The sequence below is a fragment of the Streptomyces tirandamycinicus genome (genome assembly GCF_003097515.1).
GTDB classification, from domain to species: Bacteria; Actinomycetota; Actinomycetes; order Streptomycetales; family Streptomycetaceae; genus Streptomyces; species Streptomyces tirandamycinicus.
Genome location: NZ_CP029188.1, coordinates 3552311 through 3571175 on the forward strand (window position 1 = coordinate 3552311; position 18865 = coordinate 3571175).

Annotated in this window: 13 protein-coding genes; 6 read left to right on the forward strand and 7 right to left on the reverse strand. The window is 74.4% G+C overall.

Going from position 1 to position 18865, the window contains the following annotated elements:
* Positions 1-150 precede the first annotated feature (150 nt).
* From DDW44_RS15690 to DDW44_RS15700, 3 genes are read right to left on the reverse strand one after another with little or no spacing between them, the layout of a single operon-like run.
* Positions 151-2430, reverse strand: coding sequence for a serine/threonine-protein kinase (locus DDW44_RS15690; RefSeq protein WP_108906828.1), 2280 nt, complete (start codon positions 2428-2430; stop codon positions 151-153).
* Between the two features lie 26 nt (positions 2431-2456).
* Positions 2457-3317, reverse strand: coding sequence for an oxygenase MpaB family protein (locus DDW44_RS15695; RefSeq protein WP_017948318.1), 861 nt, complete (start codon positions 3315-3317; stop codon positions 2457-2459).
* Positions 3318-3346: 29 nt separating this feature from the next.
* Positions 3347-4027 (reverse strand): CBS domain-containing protein, encoded by a 681-nt coding sequence (locus DDW44_RS15700; RefSeq protein WP_108906829.1) that lies wholly within the window; start codon positions 4025-4027, stop codon positions 3347-3349.
* 477 nt (positions 4028-4504) lie between these two features.
* On the opposite strand from DDW44_RS15700, the gene DDW44_RS15705 reads away from it, so the two are divergent.
* Both DDW44_RS15705 and DDW44_RS15715 read left to right on the forward strand, forming a co-directional pair.
* Positions 4505-5389, forward strand: coding sequence for a universal stress protein (locus DDW44_RS15705; protein ID WP_108906830.1), 885 nt, complete (start codon positions 4505-4507; stop codon positions 5387-5389).
* 525 nt (positions 5390-5914) lie between these two features.
* Positions 5915-7639, forward strand: coding sequence for a SulP family inorganic anion transporter (locus DDW44_RS15715; RefSeq protein WP_017948314.1), 1725 nt, complete (start codon positions 5915-5917; stop codon positions 7637-7639).
* Between the two features lie 100 nt (positions 7640-7739).
* On the opposite strand, the gene DDW44_RS15720 is transcribed toward DDW44_RS15715, so the two are convergent.
* On the reverse strand, positions 7740-8918 hold the full coding sequence (locus tag DDW44_RS15720) for an acyl-CoA dehydrogenase family protein (RefSeq protein ID WP_017948313.1): 1179 nt from the start codon (positions 8916-8918) through the stop codon (positions 7740-7742).
* A gap of 265 nt (positions 8919-9183) precedes the next feature.
* On the opposite strand from DDW44_RS15720, the gene DDW44_RS15725 reads away from it, so the two are divergent.
* The 3 genes from DDW44_RS15725 (at position 9184) to DDW44_RS15735 (ending at position 13170) form a co-directional block, all read left to right on the forward strand.
* A complete protein-coding gene (locus DDW44_RS15725; protein WP_108906832.1) occupies positions 9184-11253 on the forward strand; it encodes a PQQ-binding-like beta-propeller repeat protein in 2070 nt (689 codons plus the stop codon).
* Between the two features lie 357 nt (positions 11254-11610).
* Entirely contained in the window at positions 11611-12108 is a 498-nt protein-coding gene (locus DDW44_RS15730; protein WP_108906833.1) for a hydrogenase maturation protease, read from the forward strand.
* Between the two features lie 369 nt (positions 12109-12477).
* Positions 12478-13170: a response regulator gene (locus DDW44_RS15735; RefSeq protein WP_108906834.1), complete on the forward strand. Its 693-nt coding sequence runs from the start codon at positions 12478-12480 to the stop codon at positions 13168-13170.
* A gap of 228 nt (positions 13171-13398) precedes the next feature.
* On the opposite strand, the gene DDW44_RS15740 is transcribed toward DDW44_RS15735, so the two are convergent.
* The gene (locus DDW44_RS15740; protein ID WP_240800621.1) at positions 13399-15210 is read right to left on the reverse strand and encodes a sensor histidine kinase; all 1812 of its coding nucleotides are present in this window, start codon (positions 15208-15210) and stop codon (positions 13399-13401) included.
* A 386-nt stretch (positions 15211-15596) separates the two neighbouring features.
* Complete coding sequence (locus DDW44_RS15745) at positions 15597-15887, reverse strand: DUF1876 domain-containing protein (RefSeq protein ID WP_108906835.1); 291 nt, start codon at positions 15885-15887, stop codon at positions 15597-15599.
* Between the two features lie 340 nt (positions 15888-16227).
* Here DDW44_RS15745 and DDW44_RS15750 point away from each other — a divergent pair, with 340 nt between their 5' ends.
* Positions 16228-17979 carry an MFS transporter gene (locus tag DDW44_RS15750; RefSeq protein WP_108906836.1) on the forward strand — a complete coding sequence of 584 codons (1752 nt, stop codon included), beginning with the start codon at positions 16228-16230 and terminating at the stop codon, positions 17977-17979.
* 228 nt (positions 17980-18207) lie between these two features.
* Here DDW44_RS15750 and DDW44_RS15755 read toward each other — a convergent pair whose 3' ends face one another.
* Positions 18208-18678 carry a universal stress protein gene (locus DDW44_RS15755; RefSeq protein ID WP_051077632.1) on the reverse strand — a complete coding sequence of 157 codons (471 nt, stop codon included), beginning with the start codon at positions 18676-18678 and terminating at the stop codon, positions 18208-18210.
* Between the last annotated feature and the right edge of the window lie 187 nt (positions 18679-18865).

The following is an 18865-nucleotide window of genomic DNA, read 5'->3' on the forward strand; positions in this document are numbered from 1 at the left end:
GGCCGTCGCGACGCGGGAAGGCGCAGACCGGGAAGGCGCAGACCGGGATGACCCGACGCCGGACGACGGGCCCGGGGCCTCCGCACCGAGCACCGGGAGCCACCCGGGGGGCGGCGTGCCGGGCTCCCCCCGGCGTGCCCGGCTCCCCCCTCAGGCCCCGGTGGGCGGCTGCCGGTCCGCCCCGCCCCGGCGGCGCAGTGCCGCCACACGGCGGTACAGCTCGACCGCCTCGCCGCCCCGGCCGAGTTGCTCCAGGCAGTGGGCCTGGTCGTTGCGGCTGGCCAGGGCGTCGGGATGGTCGGCGCCCAAGACGCGCTCGCGGGCCTCGGCCACCTGCCGGTAGACGGCGAGCGCGTCGCTCCAGCGGCCCAGCCAGCCGAGGCCGACCGCGACCTCCCGGCGGCTGACGAGGGTGTCCGGATGGTCGGGGCCCAGGACCCGCTCGCGGATCGCGCAGACGTCGCGTGCCTCGGCCAGCGCCTCCTCCCAGCGGGCGAGCCGGCCCAGGTTGACGCCGAGCCCGTGGCGGGCCCGCAGGGTCTCCGGGTCCGCGGCACCGTGGGCCCGGGTGCCGTCGGCCACCAGCGCCCGGTACTGCTCCACCGCCTCGGCGCTCCGGCCGAGGCGGGCGAGGCTGATCCCGATCTCGTAGCGTGCGGCGAGGGTGTCCGGGTGGTCCGGGCCGAGCGCCCCCGCGCGGGCCGCCGCCACGTCCCGGTAGGTCTGCAGGGCCTCGGTCCAGCGGCCCAGCCGCCCGAGGGCGTAGGCCACCTCGTAGCGGGTGGTGAGCGTGTCCGGATGTCCCGCGCCCAGCACCCTGGTGCGGGCCTCGGCGACCTCCTGCGCGGTGCGGTACGAGTCCTCGAGCCGGCCGAGGCGGCTCAGGTTGAAGGCGAGGTTGTGACGGCAGTGCAGGGTGTCGGGGTGGTCCGGCCCGGCGGTGCGTTCCCGGGAGGCGAGCACCGACGTGTACACCTGGTGCGCCTCGAAGTGCCGGCCGAGCCGGCCGAGCACGTACGCCATCTCCTGCCGGGCTGCCAGGGTCTCCGGGTGGTCGGGGCCCAGGGCGCGTTCACGGCCTTCGGCGACGCGACCGAACTCGCGGAGCGCGTCGGCCGCCCGGCCCGTCCTGCTGAGCGTGAAACCGACCTCGTAGCGGCTGGCGAGGGTGTCCGGATGGTCCGGGCCGAGTGCGTGCTCGCGTTCGGCGGCGACCGCGCGGTGCACCTCGCCCGCCTCCTCCCAGCGGCCGAGCCGCCCGAGGCTGAGGCCGGCGTTGTGCCGGCCGGTGAGTACGGCCAGCAGTTCGGGTGACGGGGTGGGCCGCTGCGGCCGCGGGAGCTTCACGGGCGCGGGGCCGCGCAGATCCACCCCGGTGGTCCACTCGCCGGTCAGGCCCGCCGTGAAGTCGGGCGGCGGGGCCGGCAGCGCGGAGACGGTGATCGCCTTGTGGCCGGTCGTCATGCCGCGGGTCCAGAACGGCAGCCCCGGCTCGGCTCCGCCGTGCGGGTACGGCAGCGGGTGCTGGTGCGGATGCTGGTGCTGGTGCGGCGGCGGGGTGCCGGCGGCGGGGACGGCCGTCGCACGCCCGGCACCGATCCTGCGGCGCAGGTCCCCGGCGTCGGCCGGCCGCTCCTCGGGTGTCTTCGCGAGCAGGCCGAGGACGATCTCCTCGATGAAGCCGGGGAGTTCCGGCCGGTGGCTGCGCAGCGGCCGGGGGGCGGTGTCCCGGTGGCCGACGAGGACGGACCAGGCGTCGCCGAGGTCGAACGGCGGCGCCCCGGTGGCTATCTCGTACAGCACGCACCCCAGGGAGTACAGATCGCTGCGGTGGTCGACATGGCCGCCGGCGATCTGCTCGGGCGACATGTAGTGGGGGGTGCCCATGGCGATGCCCGTCCCGGTGAGACGGGAGGTGAATCCGATGTCGTGGCCGAGCCGGGCGATACCGAAGTCGCAGATCTTCACCGTGCCGTCGGTGAGCCGCATGATGTTGGCGGGCTTCAGGTCCCGGTGGACGATGTTCTGCCCATGGGTGTAGGCGAGGGCGTCGGCGACCTGGTCCGCGATGTCGACGATGTCGGGCACCGGCAGCGGTTGCTGCTTGCCGTCCTCCATCAGCTGGCTCAGGTTGCGGCCCTCGAGCAGCTCCATCACCAGGTAGAGCACGCCCTCGTGCTCCCCGAAGTCATGGACGACCGTCACCCCGCGGTGCTGCAGGGCCGCGGCGACCCTGGCCTCCCTGCGGAAACGCTCCCGCAGGACGCGCATGAACGTCCGGTCGTGCTGCGGCCCGAGGGGCTTGAGGCACTTGACCGCGACCCGCCTGCCCAGTGACTCGTCGCGGGCCCGCCACACCTCGCCCATGCCGCCCCGGCCGATCAGTTCGAGCAGCCGGTACCGGCCCTGGATCAGCCTGGTGTCCGCCATCGCGTGCCGTCGCCCCCGTCGCTTCGCTACGCCCTCCCCGGCCCGTCCAGTATGGCCGCCTGTCTGCGCAGTTTGTACGGTGCGGGCCTGCTGCCGGGCCCGAGTCGCGCCATCGCCTTCAAGATGTGACCTGGCGGCAGCTGCCAGCGTACGCGCGGGGGGACGCAGCGCAGCGCGGCTCCCGTGGCGGCGAGCCGCCGGGTGACGCGTCCGGGCGGGGGCGCGGGGCGGCCGTAGAGTTCGTGGGCGTACGGGGGCAGCGCGTCGTACGCGAGCCCGGCGACGCGCCGCCAGATCAGTTCGCGCGCCGGGACGAGCAGCGTGGGGGCGGGCGGGCGGCGCAGGAAGTCGTCGACGAGGCGGGCGTCCGCACCGGCTGCCAACTCGGGCCGTACCGCGGCGAAGTAGCCGGCGAGCGCCGCTCCGGTGCCGGGGACGGAGGCCGGGTCGAGCCCGACGAGGCGGGCGCTGGTCCGGTGCTCGGCGATGTACCTGTCCGCCAGGGGGCCGGTGAGGGGGAACCCGGAGCGTCGCAGGACGTCCAGGTACGAGTCCACCTCGGCGCAGTGCACCCAGAGCAGCAGGTCCGGATCGTCCACGCCGAGGAGGCGGTGGATCCTGCGGACGCGCGCACCTGCCCGTTCGGCCGCCTCGGTGGTGCCGTAGGAGATGGTCCCGACGAAGTCCGCCGTGCGCAGCAGGCGGCCCCAGGCGTCCTTGCGGAAGTCGCTGTTGCTCATGACTCCGCGTACGGCCCGGGGGTGCAGGGCCTGGAGGTAGAGCGCACGGACCCCGGCGATCCACATCATGGGGTCGCCGTGCATCTGCCAGGTGACCGACGCGGGGCCGAACAGGCCGGGGTCCCGGTCGCCGGCTTCGCCCTTCATACGTCGACTCTGCCCCGCCGCCCCAGGCGTCACTCGCCGTTCCGGGTGCGCGGGGAGCCGTCACCGGGCGCGGCGAGGTGCTGGCTCACCGACACCACACCGTCCATCTGCTCCGTCAGCTTCACCAGGACGGGGATCTGGCGAGCCGCCTCCAGCCGTCCCTCCAGGGTGACCCGTCCGTCGACGACATGGACGTCGACCGCGTCGGGTGCGAGGCCCAGCGCGGCCACCAGCACTTCCTCGATCACCTGGAGACGGATCTCGGCATCCGGACGGAGGAACACCTGCAGCAGGTCGCGCCGTGTGACGATGCCGACCAGGCGGTTCTCCTCGTCGACGACGGGCATCCGCTCGACGCCGCGCCGCAGCATGGTCCGGGCGGCCTCGGCGATCGTCTCCTCGGCGTGCACGGTCACCGCGGGCGAGGACATCAGCCGCCCGGCGGTGAGCCCGTCGCGGCCGTCCCCGGGCAGGGCGCCGGTACCGGCCCAAGACGCGGGGATGGCAGGCCCGTTCCCGGTAGCGGCGGCCTGGCGAACCAGAAGGTCGGTCTCGGAGACGACGCCGACCACCCGGTCGTCCTCGTCGAGGACCGGGAGGCCGCTGATGTCGTGCTCGGCCAGCCGCTTGGCGACCTCCTTGAACGGGGTCGTCGGCACGACCGACACGACGTCCCCCACCATCAGGCTTCCGACCTTGCTGTGCTTCATGTTCGCCACTCCCGTCGAGCCGGCGCCCGCAGTGCGGGACGATCGAGCGGACCACGCACCCGGCGTCCTCCACGGCGTCCGCGCCTGCGACACCGCCATTCAACTGCGGCGGACCGGGACCCGCAGGGGCCGAACAGTCCGCCCGGCGGGTCCAATGGTCCCGCGGGCCGCTCCCGGGCACTCGGGCCGGACCGCGGCCCAGGTGGGAGCGGGTGGCGCGGGTCCGCTGTGGCCGAGGGCGCCCCCCTCCGTGCCCGCCGGTTCCCCCGTGGCCCGCCGGTTCCCCCGTGCCCGCGGGCGCGGGCGGCGGACACTGGGGACAGCGGAACGCAAAGAGGTGCCGCCGGGCCCCGGTGGTCCCGTCGCCCGGACACGGCGGCGCCCCGGCCCCGGCGGACGAGGCCGTGAGGCAGCCCGGACCGCAGGCGGGAACCGCGTACACCGCACGCAGGCGTGCCCCGGACCTCGGAGGGAGCCATGAACGACGGAGCTTCGAGCGGCACCGGGAAGGGTGAGGTGATCGTCGGCCTCGACCCCCGGGACCGGTCGCGTGCGGCGGTCGCCTGGGCGGCGGCGGAGGCCCGGCTCAGGCGCCTGCCCCTGCGGCTGGTGGTGTCCGTGCCATGGCTCGTGGACACCCGGCACCTCGGCGACGAACCCCAGCGCACGACGTTGCGCAGGCAAGCCGGACAGGAGCTGGAGTCAGCGGCGGCATGGGTCGAGGCAGAGTACGCGCTGCCCGAAGTGATCATGGAGGTCTACGACGGAAGCCCCGTCGCCGCGCTGACCTCGGGATCCCGGCATGCGCAGTCGGTCGTGGTCGGCTCACGCGACCTCAGCCGCCTCCAGGAGGTACTCGGCTCCGATTCGGTCGTGGTGCCCCTCGCCGCCCGCGCCCAGTGCCCCGTCGTCGTGGTCCGCGAACCGCCGACCGCCCGGACCGCGCGGACCTCGCGGCCGCGGCTGGTCGTCGGCATCGACGCGGACTCTCCCTCCTCCCCCGCCCTCGAGTTCGCCTTCGGCGAGGCGGCGCTGCGCGGCGCCGCGCTGAACGCGGTCTCCGTGGGCAGGCCGCCTCTGCTGCCGCTCGCCCGCCGCCGGCAGCGGGCGGAGGAACGGCGGCACGGGGCGCTCGCCCGGGCCGTCGCCGAATGCTCGAGCGGGTTCCCCGGCGTGCACGTCGAGCTGGAGGTGCCGACCGGCGACCCGGTGGAGGAACTCGTCAGGGCCTCCCGCACCGCTCTCGCCCTCGTCGTCGGCCGGTCGCGCCGTCATGCCGGCACCGGCGGCAGACTCGGACGCGTGGTGCACGGTCTACTGCACCGCGCGGGCTGCCCGGTGGTCGTCGTGCCCCCGCGGTAGCGGCCCCGGGCCGGTCTCCGCAGCACGGGCCGGGTAACGGCTCCGCCGGGCGGAGACGCAAGCCCCCGGGCGACGCACGGGCCGTTCCGGCTCCGCGAGGCCGGGCGGGGCGGGAGACGGACGACCCACGGGCCCGGAGCCCGTCTTGTCACGACGCCCCACGGGCCCGGAGGCGTTGTCACCGCGTGCCGAACGCGCTGGCGTGGCATGGCGCGCGGGGCGATTCTGGAAGGGGTGCGCTCGTCCCCGCACGCCGGCCCTGGGGCGCCCCCGTCGCTCCTCGGAGTCCGCTGATCAAGGTGGGTGAGTCCGTGTACGGCAGAGGCACGACCGGCGGGGCCCGGCCGCTGCCGGGCCCCGCGACCGTGCCGGGGCCGGGCACCGGGACCACGCAGAAGGCCGCCCCGCGGACCGCCCCGGAACCGGGGACGAGGGTGCCGGAACCGGAGACGAGGGTGCCGGAGGCGACGGTTCCGGGGGCGAGGGCGGGGGCCGGGGCGAGCGGGGTCCGCGAGAAGCGGGGCCATGGCTGACCGCACCTCCGGAACGGGCGGCCGCCGGCACCGTGCCCTTCCCGCCCTCACGGTGCTCGGCGCGTACCGGCGGCGCTGGCTGCGCGGCGATCTGCTGGCCGGGGTCACCGTCGCCGCGTACCTGGTACCGCAGGTCATGGCGTACGCGAGTGTCGCGGGCCTGCCACCGGTCACGGGGCTGTGGGCGATCCTGCCGGGACTCGCCCTCTACGCGCTGCTCGGCTCGTCCCGGCTGATGTCGGTCGGCCCGGAGTCGACGACCGCGCTGATGACCGCGACCGTCGTCGCACCACTCGCCGCGGGCGATCCCGCGCGGTACGCCGTCCTGGCGTCCGCTCTCGCCGTCACCGTCGCCCTCGTGTGCCTGGTGGCGTGGGCGGCGCGGCTCGGTTTCGTGGCCGATCTGCTGTCGCGGCCCGTGCTGATCGGCTATCTCACCGGCGTGGCACTGATCATGATGGTGGATCAGCTGACCACGCTGACGGGCGTACCGACGGAGGGGCCGGGCTTCTTCCGGCGGTTGGCGTCCTTCCTCTCCCACCTGGCCGAGGCGCATCCGGGAACGGTCGCCTTCAGCGCCGTGGCGCTGGTACTGCTCTTCGCCGCGCTGCGGCTCCCGGGGGCCTTTCCCGGACCGCTGCTGGTGGTGGCTCTCGGGACGGCCGCGGCGGCGGTGTTCGACCTGCAGGCCCGCGGCGTCGCGGTGGTCGGGGACGTCCCGGCGGGTCTGCCCGGCTTCGCCCTGCCGGACCTCGGCGAACTCCCCCGGCTGCTGCTGCCGGCCGTCGGGGTGCTGCTCGTCGGCTACACCGACTTCATCCTCACGGCCCGCGCCTTCGTCACGGACGAGGACGAACCGCGCCTGGACCCCAACCAGGAACTGCTGGCCCTCGGCGCGGCGAACCTGGGCGCCGGTCTGCTGCGGGGGTTCCCGGTGAGCAGCAGCGCGAGCCGGACCGCGCTCGCCCGGTCGGTGGGGGCGCACACCCAGCTGTACGGGCTCGTCGCCGGAGCCGCCGTGGTGGGGGTGCTGCTCTTCCTCAGTCCGCTGCTCCGCAGCACACCGACGGCCGTGCTGGGGGCGCTGGTCGTCTATGCGGCGGTCCGGATGATCGACCTGGCCGGGTACCGGCGGCTGGCGTCCTTCCGCCGCCGGGAGCTGCTGCTCGCGCTCGGCTGCCTCGTCGGGGTGCTCGTCCTGGACATCCTGTACGGCGTGCTGCTGGCCGTGGCCCTGTCGGTGGCCGAGCTGCTGAGCCGGGTCGCCCGCCCGCACGACGCCGTCCAGGGCCTGGTGCCGGGTATGGCGGGGATGCACGACGTGGACGACTACGCGGAGGCCCGGGTCGTTCCGGGGCTGCTGGTCTACCGCTACGACTCACCGCTGTTCTTCGCCAACGCGGAGGACTTCCGCCGCCGCGCCCTGGCCGCCGTGGACGAGCAGGAGAACCCCGTACGGTGGTTCGTGCTCAACACCGAGGCGAACGTGGCGGTCGACATCACCGCCCTCGACTCGGTGGACGCCGTCCGCGCGGAACTGGCCGCCCGCGGCATCGTCTTCGCTCTGGCACGCGTCAAGCAGGACCTGCGGGCGGAGCTGGACGCCTACGGGCTGACCGCGTCGGTCGGCGAGGAGCGGATCTTCCCCACGCTGCCGACCGCCGTCGAGGCGTACCGGTCCTGGGTGCGTGACCAGGAAGGCCGCCCGGAACGGTAGCGGCGGGAGGCGGAAGCGCGAGCTCCGCGGCGGGGATGCCGAGGACTCCGGCGCCGCCGCCGGCCCGTCGTGCGGGCCGCGCCGTGTACCCGCGGCGGGCTCAGCGCCGTACCCGCGGCATCCCGAGCCCGATCCAGGAGATGATCTCGCGCTGGATCTCGTTGTTGCCGCCGCCGAAGGTGAAGATCACGGCGGACCGGTAGCCGCGCTCCAGCTCGCCGTGGAGGACGGCCCCGGCCGAGCCCTCCTTGAGCGGGCCCGCGGCCCCGACGACCTCCATCAGCCACGCGTAGGCGTCACGGCGGGCCTCGGACCCGTACACCTTCACGGCCGAGGCGTCCTGCGGGGTGATCGTGCCGTCCTGGACGGCGCCGACCATCCGCCAGTTGAGCAGCCTCATCGCGTCGAGCCGGGTGTGCGCACGGGCGAGGCGCCCCCGCACCCAGCCGAGGTCGATGACGCGCCGCCCGTCGGCGAGCTTGGTCCCCGCCGCCCAGCGCTGGACGTCGTGGAGGGCGCGGACGGCCATGGTGCCGTGGGCGGCGAGGGTGACGCGCTCGTGGTTGAGCTGGTTGGTGATCAGCCGCCACCCCTGGTTCTCCTCGCCCACCCGCCGGGAGACGGGCACACGGACGTTCTCGTAGTAGCCGGCGGTGGTGTCGTGGGAGGCCAGGGTGTTGATCACCGTGAAGGAGTACCCCGGGTCGGAGGTCGGCACGAGCAGCATGGTGATGCCCTTGTGCGGCGGGGCGTCCGGGTCGGTGCGGACGGCGAGCCACACCCATTCGGCCGTGTCACCGTTGGTGGTCCAGATCTTCTGGCCGTTGACGACGTAGGTGTCGCCCTCGCGTACGGCACGGGTCCTGAGGGCGGCGAGATCGGTCCCGGCGCCCGGCTCGCTGTAGCCGATCGCGAAGTCGATCTCGCCGGACAGGATCCGGGGCAGGAAGTACGCCTTCTGCTCGTCGGTGCCGTACTGCATGATCGTCGGGCCGACGGTGTTCAGCGCCATGAGCGGGAGCGGCACACCCGCCTGGGCGGCCTCGTCGAAGAAGACGAACTGCTCCAGCGGTGTCAGACCGCGTCCGCCGTACTCCTCCGGCCAGCCGACGCCGAGCCAGCCGTCGGCGCCGAGCCGGCGGATCGTCTCCCGGTAAAAGCGCTTCCGCTCGGCGTGGTCCACGTGGCGGGCGTAGGCGTTGTCGGGCACGAGTCCGGCGAAGTAGGCACGCAACTCGGTGCGTAACCGCTTCTGTCCCGGTGTGTACTCCAGGTGCACGGGTCCCTCCAGGCGTCTCGTGCCGGCGCGCGGTCCTGCGGTCCTGCGGTCCTGCGGCGGCACAGAGTAGAACGCGTTGCAGGAATCCGGAAGAGACGTGCGGGGGCCGGATGCACGGGTACCCGCCGTGGCCCCCCCGGCGGCCGGTCCTCCTCCCTTCCGGCGAGTGGCTGAAACTGCATCAGAATCCGCTCGTGGCAAGGTGTTTCCGCAGAAGCCGCTGGTCATCCTCTAGGCAACGGTCCGCATCTCCTGGGAGGCTCGCATGGAACGCAGGCGGTTACTGCATGCCGGAGCCGGGCTCGTCGCGGCGTCGGTGGTGGGGCCCGTACTCACCCCGGCCACGGCTCTCGCCCGCACCGCCGACGGCACGGGCGCACCCGGCGCCGCGGTCCCGGCCGGCACGGCCGGGCGCTGTTCGGGTCCGGCGGTCTCGACGTACGGCGTAGCGACGTACACCGCGGCCATCGTCGGCATGACCGTCCTGGGCGGTCACGCCTACGTGGTGGCACGCGGTCAGAACCCGCCGCTGCTCGGTGAGATCGACCTCGGTTCGGGGAGGCTCACGAGGACGGTGCGGCTCGCACGCGGCGAGGGCGGCTGGGCCGCGACGGTCTCCGGCGGGCAGGTGTACGTGGGCACGTACCCCGTCCCGGACCTCTACCGCTTCGACCCGGCGAGCGGTGCGGTGCAGCAGCTCGGCACGATAGGGCCGTCGGGCGGTTTCGTCTGGTGCCTGACGACGGCGCCGGACGGCACGGTGTACGCGGGCACCTATCCGCGCGGCGAGGTCTGGGAGTACTCGCCGGCGACCGGTGCGCTGCGCAACCTGGGTGTCGCGATGCCCGGCGAGCAGTACGTGCGCGCGATCGCCGCCGACGACCGCTACGTCTACGCGGGTACCCTCCCGCGCGGCCACATCGTCGCGTACGACCGTGCCACCGGCGCGAAGGGATCCATCACGCCGACGCCGTACGGCGGGGCCGCGTGCCTGCTCGCCCGGGGCGGACGGGTGGTCGGCGGGTTCGGCAGGTCCATCGTGGACCTGGCGCCGGACGGGAGCGACGCGCGGGTCATCCCGATACCGGCCGCGGAGCGTCTCGTCGACGCGATCACCTCGACCGGCGACGGCACGGTGTACTGCGTCGGACGGCCGACGGGCACGGTCTACCGCCGCGACGGCGAGACCCTCGTACCGGTCGCCGCGCCCACACCGCTGGACGAGCACCGGGCGCTCTTCCCGCTCCCGGACGGCAGGCTGCTGGGCGGCGCCGGCAGCGGCCGGCTGTGGTGGCTGGACCCGAACAGCGGCGGGTCGACCACGCTGGAGCTGATCGACACGGCCATGGCGGGCCCGGATCCCGTGCAGTCCCTGACCCTGGGCAGACCGGGAACGGTGCACGTCGGCGGCCACTTCTCCATCACCACCCACCGGCCCGCACAGGGCGCGAGCCGGCGGATCCCGGTGTCCGGCGAGCCGAAGCAGCTGCGCACGGCCGGCGACCGCGTCTACGCGGCGCTCTATCCGAGCACGGAGGTGCTGGAGCTCGACCCGGACCGCGGCAAGGTCCGGTCGCTCGGGTTCATCGACAACGACCAGCAGCGGCCGACGGACATGCTGTACGCGCGGGTGATCGACCGGTTCCTCATCGCGTCCGCACCGCCGGCCGGCCGGCTCAAGGGCGCGCTGACCCTGGCGGACCGGGTGAGACGGCGGCTGACCGTGTACCAGGACGTGATCACGGACCAGAGCGTGATGTCCCTGGCCCTGGACGACCGGCTGGGCAGCGGCATCGTGTACCTCGCCGGCGACACCTGGGGCGGCGGGAGCGTGACCCCGGCCCGGCCGAGCGCGACGATCGTCGCCTTCGACCTGTGCCGCCGCAAGGTGCTGTGGGAGGTCGCCCCGATCGAGGGGTACGCGAGCCTGCAGCACATCGAGGTGCTGGACGGAGTGCTGTACGGCGTCTACAAGCGGCTGGCGGGCACCTGGTTCGCCATGGACCTGGAGACCCGGACGGTGCTGCGGTCCGGGAGGCTGCCGAGCTACGGCGAGCTGACCGTGCACCGCGGGCAGGTGTTCGCCTCCGTCTTCGGCGGTCTGGTGTACCGGATCGGGCCCGGTCTCGCCGAGGCCCAGCCGGTGCTCTCCGGTCTCGGCGACGGCTGGTACAACCCGCCGCAGCTGGCCTGGGAACGGGGGTCGTGGCACGCCTGGGGCGTCGCCGGACGGGAACTGGCGCGGCTCCGCCTCGACCCGGACTGCGTCTCCGGGAACCGGGCCGGAAGCACCCCGCCGGACGAGGCGGTCCTGGAGTCGCTGCTGGCCAACTGAGACGGACGCGGACGACGACGACGGCTGCGGCGGCGGTGGCGACCGGTGGCGACGGTGGCGTCCCCGGCGGCGGCGTCCCGGGGAGGGCGCCGGGAGGAGGCCGGGACGGGCCGGGCAGGACGCCCGGAAGGGACCGGGCAGACAGGGAAGGAGGACGACGCCGGGAGCGCCGATGCTCCGGCGGCCCCGCACTCACGCGCGGGGCCGCCGTCCCGGGCCGGCGGCCCTCGGCGCGCCGGTCGGGACGCCGGTCAGGACGCCGGTCGGGGCGGAGTGGTCCCCCAATGGGGCCGTTCGGCCCATGCGCGCCGGCCCGGGGCGGGCCAGCGTAGGGGGGAGCACGACGGGAGCCACGCCATGGACCTCCGCACCCGCATCGCGGTCATCGGACTGGGCAGCGACTCCAGGCGTGACGACGGTGTCGGCCGGGCCGTCGTCGACGCACTCCGGGAACGCGCCGCCGACCGGCCCCTTCCCCCGGTGGTCGGTCTCGCGACCTGCAACGGGGACCCCAAAAGGCTGGTCGGCCTGTGGCACGACGCCGACCTGGCGGTGGTCGTGACCTGCGCGCACGCCTATCCCGGCGAGCCGGGCAGGGTGGTCCGCCGGGAGTTCGGCGCGCAGGGGCTCGCCCTGCCGCTGCGGGGAGAGCCGTACGACCCCGTGCTGGACGAGGCCGTGGAACTCTCCCGGACGCTCGGGAGGCTGCCGGGGCGGCTGGTGGTGTACGCGGTACAGGGAGCCGACCCGTCGGTCGGCACCGGGCTGTCCCCGACGCTGGCCGCCATGGTCGGCTCCCTGGCCGACCGCGTGCAGCGGGAAGTCGTCAGCGGGTGGGCTCCGGTGGTGCCCTGACCGCCCTGCCACCGGCGGGTCCGGTGAGGCGCACGGCGGCGGAGCCCGGTGGGCGGCGGCGCTCCGGGCGGCCCGGCCGGGTGCCCGCCTGGCGGACCGCCCGTGGTTCCGGCGCGGGCCTACGGGATAGGCGTACCGGGGGACGAGGACCTGGGACGACGCCCGGGAACCGGACCCGAGAACCGGGCCCGGGGACCGGACCTAGGGACCAGACCTAGGGACGAGGAAACCTGGGGACGAGGAAACCTGGGGACGAGGAAGGAGCGGCGGGAAGGCGGACCACCGGCGAGCGGGACGGCCCCGTTGCCGCGTCCGCTGGTCGATGCGACCGGGTGAGGCGGGGTGGGACGACAGACGTGGAGGGCTCAGATGTCCGAGGCACCGGTCTTCTCCGAGGAGTCGCCCATCAGGGTGTTCGTCCTGGACGACCACGAGGTGGTCCGTCGCGGGCTGCACGACATGCTCGACGCGGAACCCGACATAGCGGTGGTCGGCGAGGCAGCCACCGCCGAGCAGGCCCTCGCCCGCGGCCCCGCGCTGCGCCCCCACGTCGCGGTCCTGGATGTCCGGCTGCCCGACGGCGACGGCGTCACCGTGTGCCGCGAACTGCGCTCCCGGATCCCGGAGCTCGCCTGTCTGATGCTCACGTCCTTCGACGACGAGGACGCGCTGCTCGACGCGATCATGGCCGGGGCCGCCGGGTATGTGCTCAAGCAGATCAAGGGGTCCGACCTGATCTCCGCCGTACGGACGGTGGCGACGGGCAAGTCGATGCTCGATCCCTCGACCACCGCACGGCTGATGCACTCGCTCCGCACCCCCGAGAGCGCCCAGCCGGCCGAGGACGCACGCCTCGCGGCGCTCTCGGAGCGGGAGCGCGAGGTGCTCGACCTGATCGGCGAGGGCCTGACGAACCGCCAGATCGGCAAACGGCTCTACCTCTCGGAGAAGACCGTCAAGAACCACATCTCGCGGTTGCTGTCCAAGCTGGGCGTGGAGCGCCGCGTCCAGGCAGCGGTCATCGCCGCACAGGCCCACGAGCACGACGGACCGCGCGGCTGACGCCCCGGCGTGCGCGCCGGCGGGGAGGGTCGACCTCCTGCCGGACGGCCCGGTTCCCTGCCACGGCACCCTTCTCCTGCCACGGCCCGCTTCTCCTTGCCACGCCCCGCTGCCTCTTCCACGGTCGGCTTCCTTGGGAGACGGCTTCCCCCTGGACGGTCGGGTCCCCTTCGGACGGTCGGGTCCCCTTCGGACGGTCGGCTCCCTTTCGGACGGTCGGCTTCCCCCTCAGCCGTTCCCGGGCAGGGGTACGGACCACACCAGCCGGGTGCCGCCGGCGGCTCCGCGGGTGGTGAGGAGCTCCCCGGACAGCCTCTCGGCGCGTTCGGCCATGTTGCGCAGTCCGCTGCGGCGGCCGTGCGGCGGGATGCCGATGCCGTCGTCGGCGACGGTGACGGACAGCCGGCCCCCGTGCGCCGCGATGGTGACCTCCGTCTTCGAGGCCCGGGCGTGACGGGCGACGTTGGCCAGCGCCTCGCCGAGCACCGCGACGGCCTCGTCGGCGACCCGGCGCGGCACCTCGGTGTCGATGAGGCCCTCCATCCGCAGGGCGGGAGCGAAGCCGAGGGCCGGAGTGGCCTGCTCGACTGCCCGTACGGCGCGCGCCCTGAGGCCCGGCAGCGTCCCGTCGGTCTCGTGCTCACGGAGTCCGAAGATCGTCGAACGAATGATCTTGATCGTGGAGTCGAGGTCGTCGATGGCGCGCTCGAGCCGTTCCGCCGCCACCGGATGGTCCACGAACCGCTCGGCGCTCTGCAGCGTCATCCCCGTCGCGAACAGCCGCTGTATGGCGAGGTCGTGAAGGTCCCGGGCGATGCGGTCGCGGTCGGCCAGCAAGCTGACCTGTTCGGCCTCCCGGCGCCGGTCGGCCAGTTCCATGGCGAGGGCAGCCTGTCCGGCGAACCCGGAGAGGGGGGCGGTCTCCGTGTCACCGAACGGAGCGCGGCCCGCGGCACGGGCCAGTATGAGTACGCCGCGCAGCTTGTCCGGGTCGCCCACCAGAACCGCCATCGCGGGGCCGAAGTCCCGCCAGCTCTCCGGCAGGTAGGTGACACGGGGGTCGCGGGCCACGTCGGGCGTCGTCATCAGGCCGTTGCCACTGAGCAGGGCCGCCCTGGCGAGCGTGCCCTCGCCGGGCGGCAGCACCATGCCGAGGTGGCGCCCGGCGCCCTCGCCGTGCGCGTGGGCGCAGGACAGGTTCCCGTCCGGCTCGGTGAGGTAGACCAGCCCGAGGTCGGCGCTGGAGATCCGGCGTGCCCGGTCGAGCATCATCTCCAGCACCTCGGACTCCGAGGCGCCGGACAGCAGGGCGCTGGTGCACTCGGCGCTCGCGGCGAGCCACTGCTCGCGAAAGCGGGTCTCCTCGAACAGCCGGGCGTTCTCGATGGCGATTCCGGCCGCCACGGCGAGCGTCGTCAGCACCGCCTCGTCCTCGTCGTCGAACGAGGCCCCGCCGCGCTTCTCGGTCAGGTAGAGGTTGCCGAACACCTCGTCGCGCACCCTGATGGGCACCCCGAGGAACGAGTGCATCGGAGGGTGGTGGTCGGGGAAGCCGGCGGACGCCTCGTGGTCGGCGAGTTCGGCGAGCCGCAGCGGCGCGGGATGCCGGATGAGTTCGCCGAGGAGTCCGTGTCCGGAAGGCAGGTCCCCGATCCGCCCGCGCAGTTCGTCACTGATGCCCACCGGCAGGAACTGCGCCAGGCGCTTGTCCTCCCCGATCACGCCGAGGGCCCCGTACTCGGCGTCGACGAGGACGACGGCCGCCTCCACGATCTCTCGGAGCACCTGCGAGAGGTCCAGCCCCCGGCCCACCGAGAGGACGGCCCCCAGCAGGCCGTTGAGCCTGTCCCTGGTGCCGCGCACCTCGTCGATGCGGACCTGGAGCTCTTCGAGCAGCTCGTCCAGCCTCAGCCGGGGGACGCCACCCTCACTCCGGCCCTCTCCGCTCCGGCCTTCTACGCTTCGGCCCTCTTCGCCCCGGCCCTGTTCGCTACGGCCCTCTTCGCTCCGGCCTTCATCGCTCCGGACGTCGCCGCCCATGACACCTCCGCCGGAGTCCGACAGTCATGCCCCGCCACGCGCCGTCGCCCCGCCGTCCCGGCGAAGGCGGGCGGCCCGCAGGAGCCCGTACGGGCCGACCTCCGCGCCGCCTCTCCCGCCTGCCTCCCGGCGCACACGGAAGGCGGAAAGGGCCCATCCACTTCTCGTGGATCCTGATTGCGCGGTGAGCGTTCCGACCGTTTCTCCGCGTCCTCTGTACGAGCCCTTTCCGTCACTTCCATGGAATCACCGGGCGACGGGTACCGCCAGGGCGCGCCGGGCCCGGCCGCACGGACACCGGCGGCACCGGCGGGCCGGCACCGGCCCGCCCGGCGGACCGATCACGCCGGTCGGGCCCGTCAGGCCCGTCAGGCCCGTCAGGCCCGTCAGGCCGAGGGCCAGCCGTAGGGGGCCGAGACCGTGTTCCCGGGCCCCGCGCCCACCGCCTCGAGGTCCTGGTCCGCCACCCGCATCAGCTGGCGGGCGAGGTCGCTCATGGCCCGGCTCGCCGCGAGTTCGTCGCCGATCTCCGGGACGTCCACGTCCTGCGGATTACAGCGCGCCGTCCCCCGGCCCGTGAGTTTCGCCGTACCGGTGTCCAGGACCATCCTGGCCCTGGTCGTGCCGTCCTCCTCGGACAGGTACATGCGCACCTGCCATTCCAGCGTCCGTGTCATCGCGTACCTCCTCGCCCGTGCGGGCCGCGCCGCCGGGCCGGCTCGCCCCGGGCACCGGGGCACCGGGGCGACGACCGTCGACGTCACCGTCCGGGGCGCCGGCCCGGGTTCCAGGATCCCCCGCCCGCGGGCGCCCGCGCGACCGTGCGGCACACCGGCCGGGCACGGGGCGCGCAGTTCAACAGGGCGCGCCGGACGACAAGGCAGGCCGGACAACAAGGCGGCCGGCCGGGCAGGGTCCCCCTGCCGGTACGGTCGCCACCCGCGGTCGCGCACCGTCACCGCGGCTGGGACGCTGAGCTGGACGCTCCCTCTCGTGCCGACTGCCGGAGGTGCGGCCATGCGGCGGTGGCGAGCTCTCCTGGTGCTGGGGACGGCCCAGTTCCTGATGGTGCTGGACACCTCGGTGATGAACGTGTCGATCAGCCGCCTGGTCGAGGACTTCGACACGGAGGTCACCGCGATCCAGGCCGTGATCACCCTGTATGCCCTGGTCATGGCCGCCTTCATGATCACGGGCGGACGGCTGGGGGACGCGTTCGGGCGACGCCGTACGTTCGCGGTGGGCCTGGCCGTCTACGGCGTGGGCTCCGCGATCACGGCGGTCGCCCCGGCGCTGTGGGTGCTGGCGGCCGGCTGGTCGGTCGTCGAGGGTGTCGGCGCGGCGCTGGTGCTGCCCGCGCTGGCCGCCCTCGTGGCGGGCTCCTATCGCGGTCGCGACCGCGCCGTCGCCTACGGCGTCGTCGGCGGGCTCGCCGGCGCCGGCATCGCGGTGGGACCACTGCTCGGAGGATGGGTGACGACCTATCTGACGTGGCGGTTGGTCTTCGCCGGTGAGGTCGTCGTGGTCCTGGCCCTGCTGTGCTGCGTCCGCTGGATCGACGACCGCCCCGCCACCGGGCCCCGGGTGCGGATCGACGGCGTCGGTGCCGCGCTGTCGGCCGTCGGCCTCGGGCTGGTGGTCCTGGGTGTGCTGCAGAGCAGTTCCTGGGGGTGGGTGTGGCCGCGCAACGCCCCGTTCACGGTGTTCGGCTTCGCACCGACCCTCGCCGTCATCGCCGCGGGGGCGGTCGCGCTCGGGTTGTTCCGGGCGTGGGAACGCCACCGGGAGGCGCGGCACCGGGATCCGCTCGTACGGTTCTCCCTGTTCGGCATCCCCCCGCTGCGTGCCGGGCTGGCCATGCTGCTGTGCCAGAACCTCGTGCTGCTCGGCCTGTTCTTCGTCATTCCCCTCTACCTGCAGGTCGTTCTCGGCTTCGACGCCTTCCAGACCGGCGTCAGGCTGCTGCCCGTCTCGGTCACCATGCTCGTGGCCTCGCTGAGCGGGCCGCTGCTCGGCAGGATCGCGGGCCCGCGGGCCGTGGTGCGGATCGGCCTGCTCGTCCTGTTCGCCTCCGTACTCTGGCTGCTGGCCGCGATCGAGCCGCAGCTCGACGACGTCCAGTTCGCGCTGTCGATGGCCGTGCTCGGCCTGGGCATGGGACTCCTCGCCTCGCAGCTCGGCAACGTGGTGCAGTCCGGCGTCGGGGAGGAGGACCGGAGCGAGGCCGGAGGTCTGCAGTACACGGCCCAGAACCTCGGGTCCTCCCTGGGAACCGCGCTCATGGGTTCCATCCTGATCGGCGCGCTGGTGGGCGTGTTCACCACGCAGATCGAGGACGACCCCCGCGTCTCGGACGCCGCCCGCCGGCAGACCGGCATCGCCGTCGAGGCGGGGGTCAGCTTCGTGGGCACCGAGCAGGTGCGGGCCGCGGCCGAGCAGGCGGCACTGCCCCCCGCCGAGGTGGACGCGCTGGTGTCCTCGTACGCCGAGGCGCAGCTCGGCAGCCTCAAGGTGGCGATCCTGGCCGCTTCCGGGGTGACGCTCGCGGCGTTCCCCTTCACCCGTCAGCTGCCCGGCGGACGACCGGCCCGGGAGCGGGACGGCACCGGCGACGACGGCGATGGCGATGGCGATGGCGATGGGGTCGGCGACGGTGACGGGAACGGGGAGGGGCAGGGGGAGGGCAGGGAGAGCGGTGGCGACGTGGAGCGGGGCGGCGAGGCCGGAGAGCGGGAGGGTGGCGGCCGCGGGGAGGGCGGCCGGGCATGAGCCTGACACCGCCGAACGGACCGGAGACGCGCCCCACCGGACCAGCGCCCACCGCCCCGGGGCGCACCGGACCGGGGCGCACCGGACCAGGAGGGACCGGACCGGGGTGCAACGGGACGGCCCGCGGCTACGGCGCCCGCGGCTTCGAGGGCCCCGGGTGCCGGGCCGAGCCGACCGCACGGGATCACGGACCGGCCGGCCTCGTGCCGGGGCGGCCGTCCCTGCGCGTCAGTCCGTGCCGGCCGCGGCGCCGCCCACCTTCACATCCGGGCGGACGATCACCACGGGGCAGGGCGCGTGCTGGCTGACCTGCTGACTCACCGAGCCGAGGAGCATCCGGGCGAACCCGCCGCGGCCGCGGGAGCCCACCACCAGCAGTTCGGCCCCCTCGGCCGCAGCCAGCAGGGCCTCGGCGGGGTTGCCGTGCACCAGCCGCTCGTGGACCTGGGTCTCGCCCGTCTCGCCGAGGACCTTGCGCACTTCCTCCACGAGACCCCGTTTGGCCTCACCCGCGTCGAACTCCGTGTCGACCGCGGGGGCCGACCAGCCGTGCGCGCCCGGCAGTTCGTACGCGGCCACCGCGTCCACCGTCGCTCCGATCAGACCGGCGTGCCGGACGGCCCAGCGCAGCGCGGCGTACGACGAGGGCGAGCCGTCGATGCCCACGACCACGCGCGGAGCCGGATCGCTCGTACTCATGCCGTTCCACCCTTCTTGCGGACCCCGTCATCCACGCTGCGCGACCGCGCGCGGTTCCGCGAGGCGAGCGCCGCCGGCGGAGGGTCGGGCCGGGCGCGGGGAGGTCGGCCGGGGTCAGGTGGCCGAGCGGCATCGGGGGTCGAACCGTGCGGGCGGGGACACGTTCCGCCTGTTCGAGATCGCCGTT

Excerpts from the sequence above, each read along its gene's own strand:
- DDW44_RS15690 (WP_108906828.1), bottom strand. The coding sequence starts at position 2,430 with ATGGCGGACACCAGGCTGATCCAGGGCCGGTACCGGCTGCTCGAACTG.
- DDW44_RS15750 (WP_108906836.1), top strand. The coding sequence starts at position 16,228 with ATGCGGCGGTGGCGAGCTCTCCTGGTGCTGGGGACGGCCCAGTTCCTG.
- DDW44_RS15695 (WP_017948318.1), bottom strand. The coding sequence starts at position 3,317 with ATGAAGGGCGAAGCCGGCGACCGGGACCCCGGCCTGTTCGGCCCCGCG.
- DDW44_RS15725 (WP_108906832.1), top strand. The coding sequence starts at position 9,184 with ATGGAACGCAGGCGGTTACTGCATGCCGGAGCCGGGCTCGTCGCGGCG.
- DDW44_RS15715 (WP_017948314.1), top strand. The coding sequence starts at position 5,915 with ATGGCTGACCGCACCTCCGGAACGGGCGGCCGCCGGCACCGTGCCCTT.
- DDW44_RS15740 (WP_240800621.1), bottom strand. The coding sequence starts at position 15,210 with ATGGGCGGCGACGTCCGGAGCGATGAAGGCCGGAGCGAAGAGGGCCGT.
- DDW44_RS15700 (WP_108906829.1), bottom strand. The coding sequence starts at position 4,027 with ATGAAGCACAGCAAGGTCGGAAGCCTGATGGTGGGGGACGTCGTGTCG.
- DDW44_RS15730 (WP_108906833.1), top strand. The coding sequence starts at position 11,611 with ATGGACCTCCGCACCCGCATCGCGGTCATCGGACTGGGCAGCGACTCC.
- DDW44_RS15755 (WP_051077632.1), bottom strand. The coding sequence starts at position 18,678 with ATGAGTACGAGCGATCCGGCTCCGCGCGTGGTCGTGGGCATCGACGGC.
- DDW44_RS15735 (WP_108906834.1), top strand. The coding sequence starts at position 12,478 with ATGTCCGAGGCACCGGTCTTCTCCGAGGAGTCGCCCATCAGGGTGTTC.
- DDW44_RS15705 (WP_108906830.1), top strand. The coding sequence starts at position 4,505 with ATGAACGACGGAGCTTCGAGCGGCACCGGGAAGGGTGAGGTGATCGTC.
- DDW44_RS15745 (WP_108906835.1), bottom strand. The coding sequence starts at position 15,887 with ATGACACGGACGCTGGAATGGCAGGTGCGCATGTACCTGTCCGAGGAG.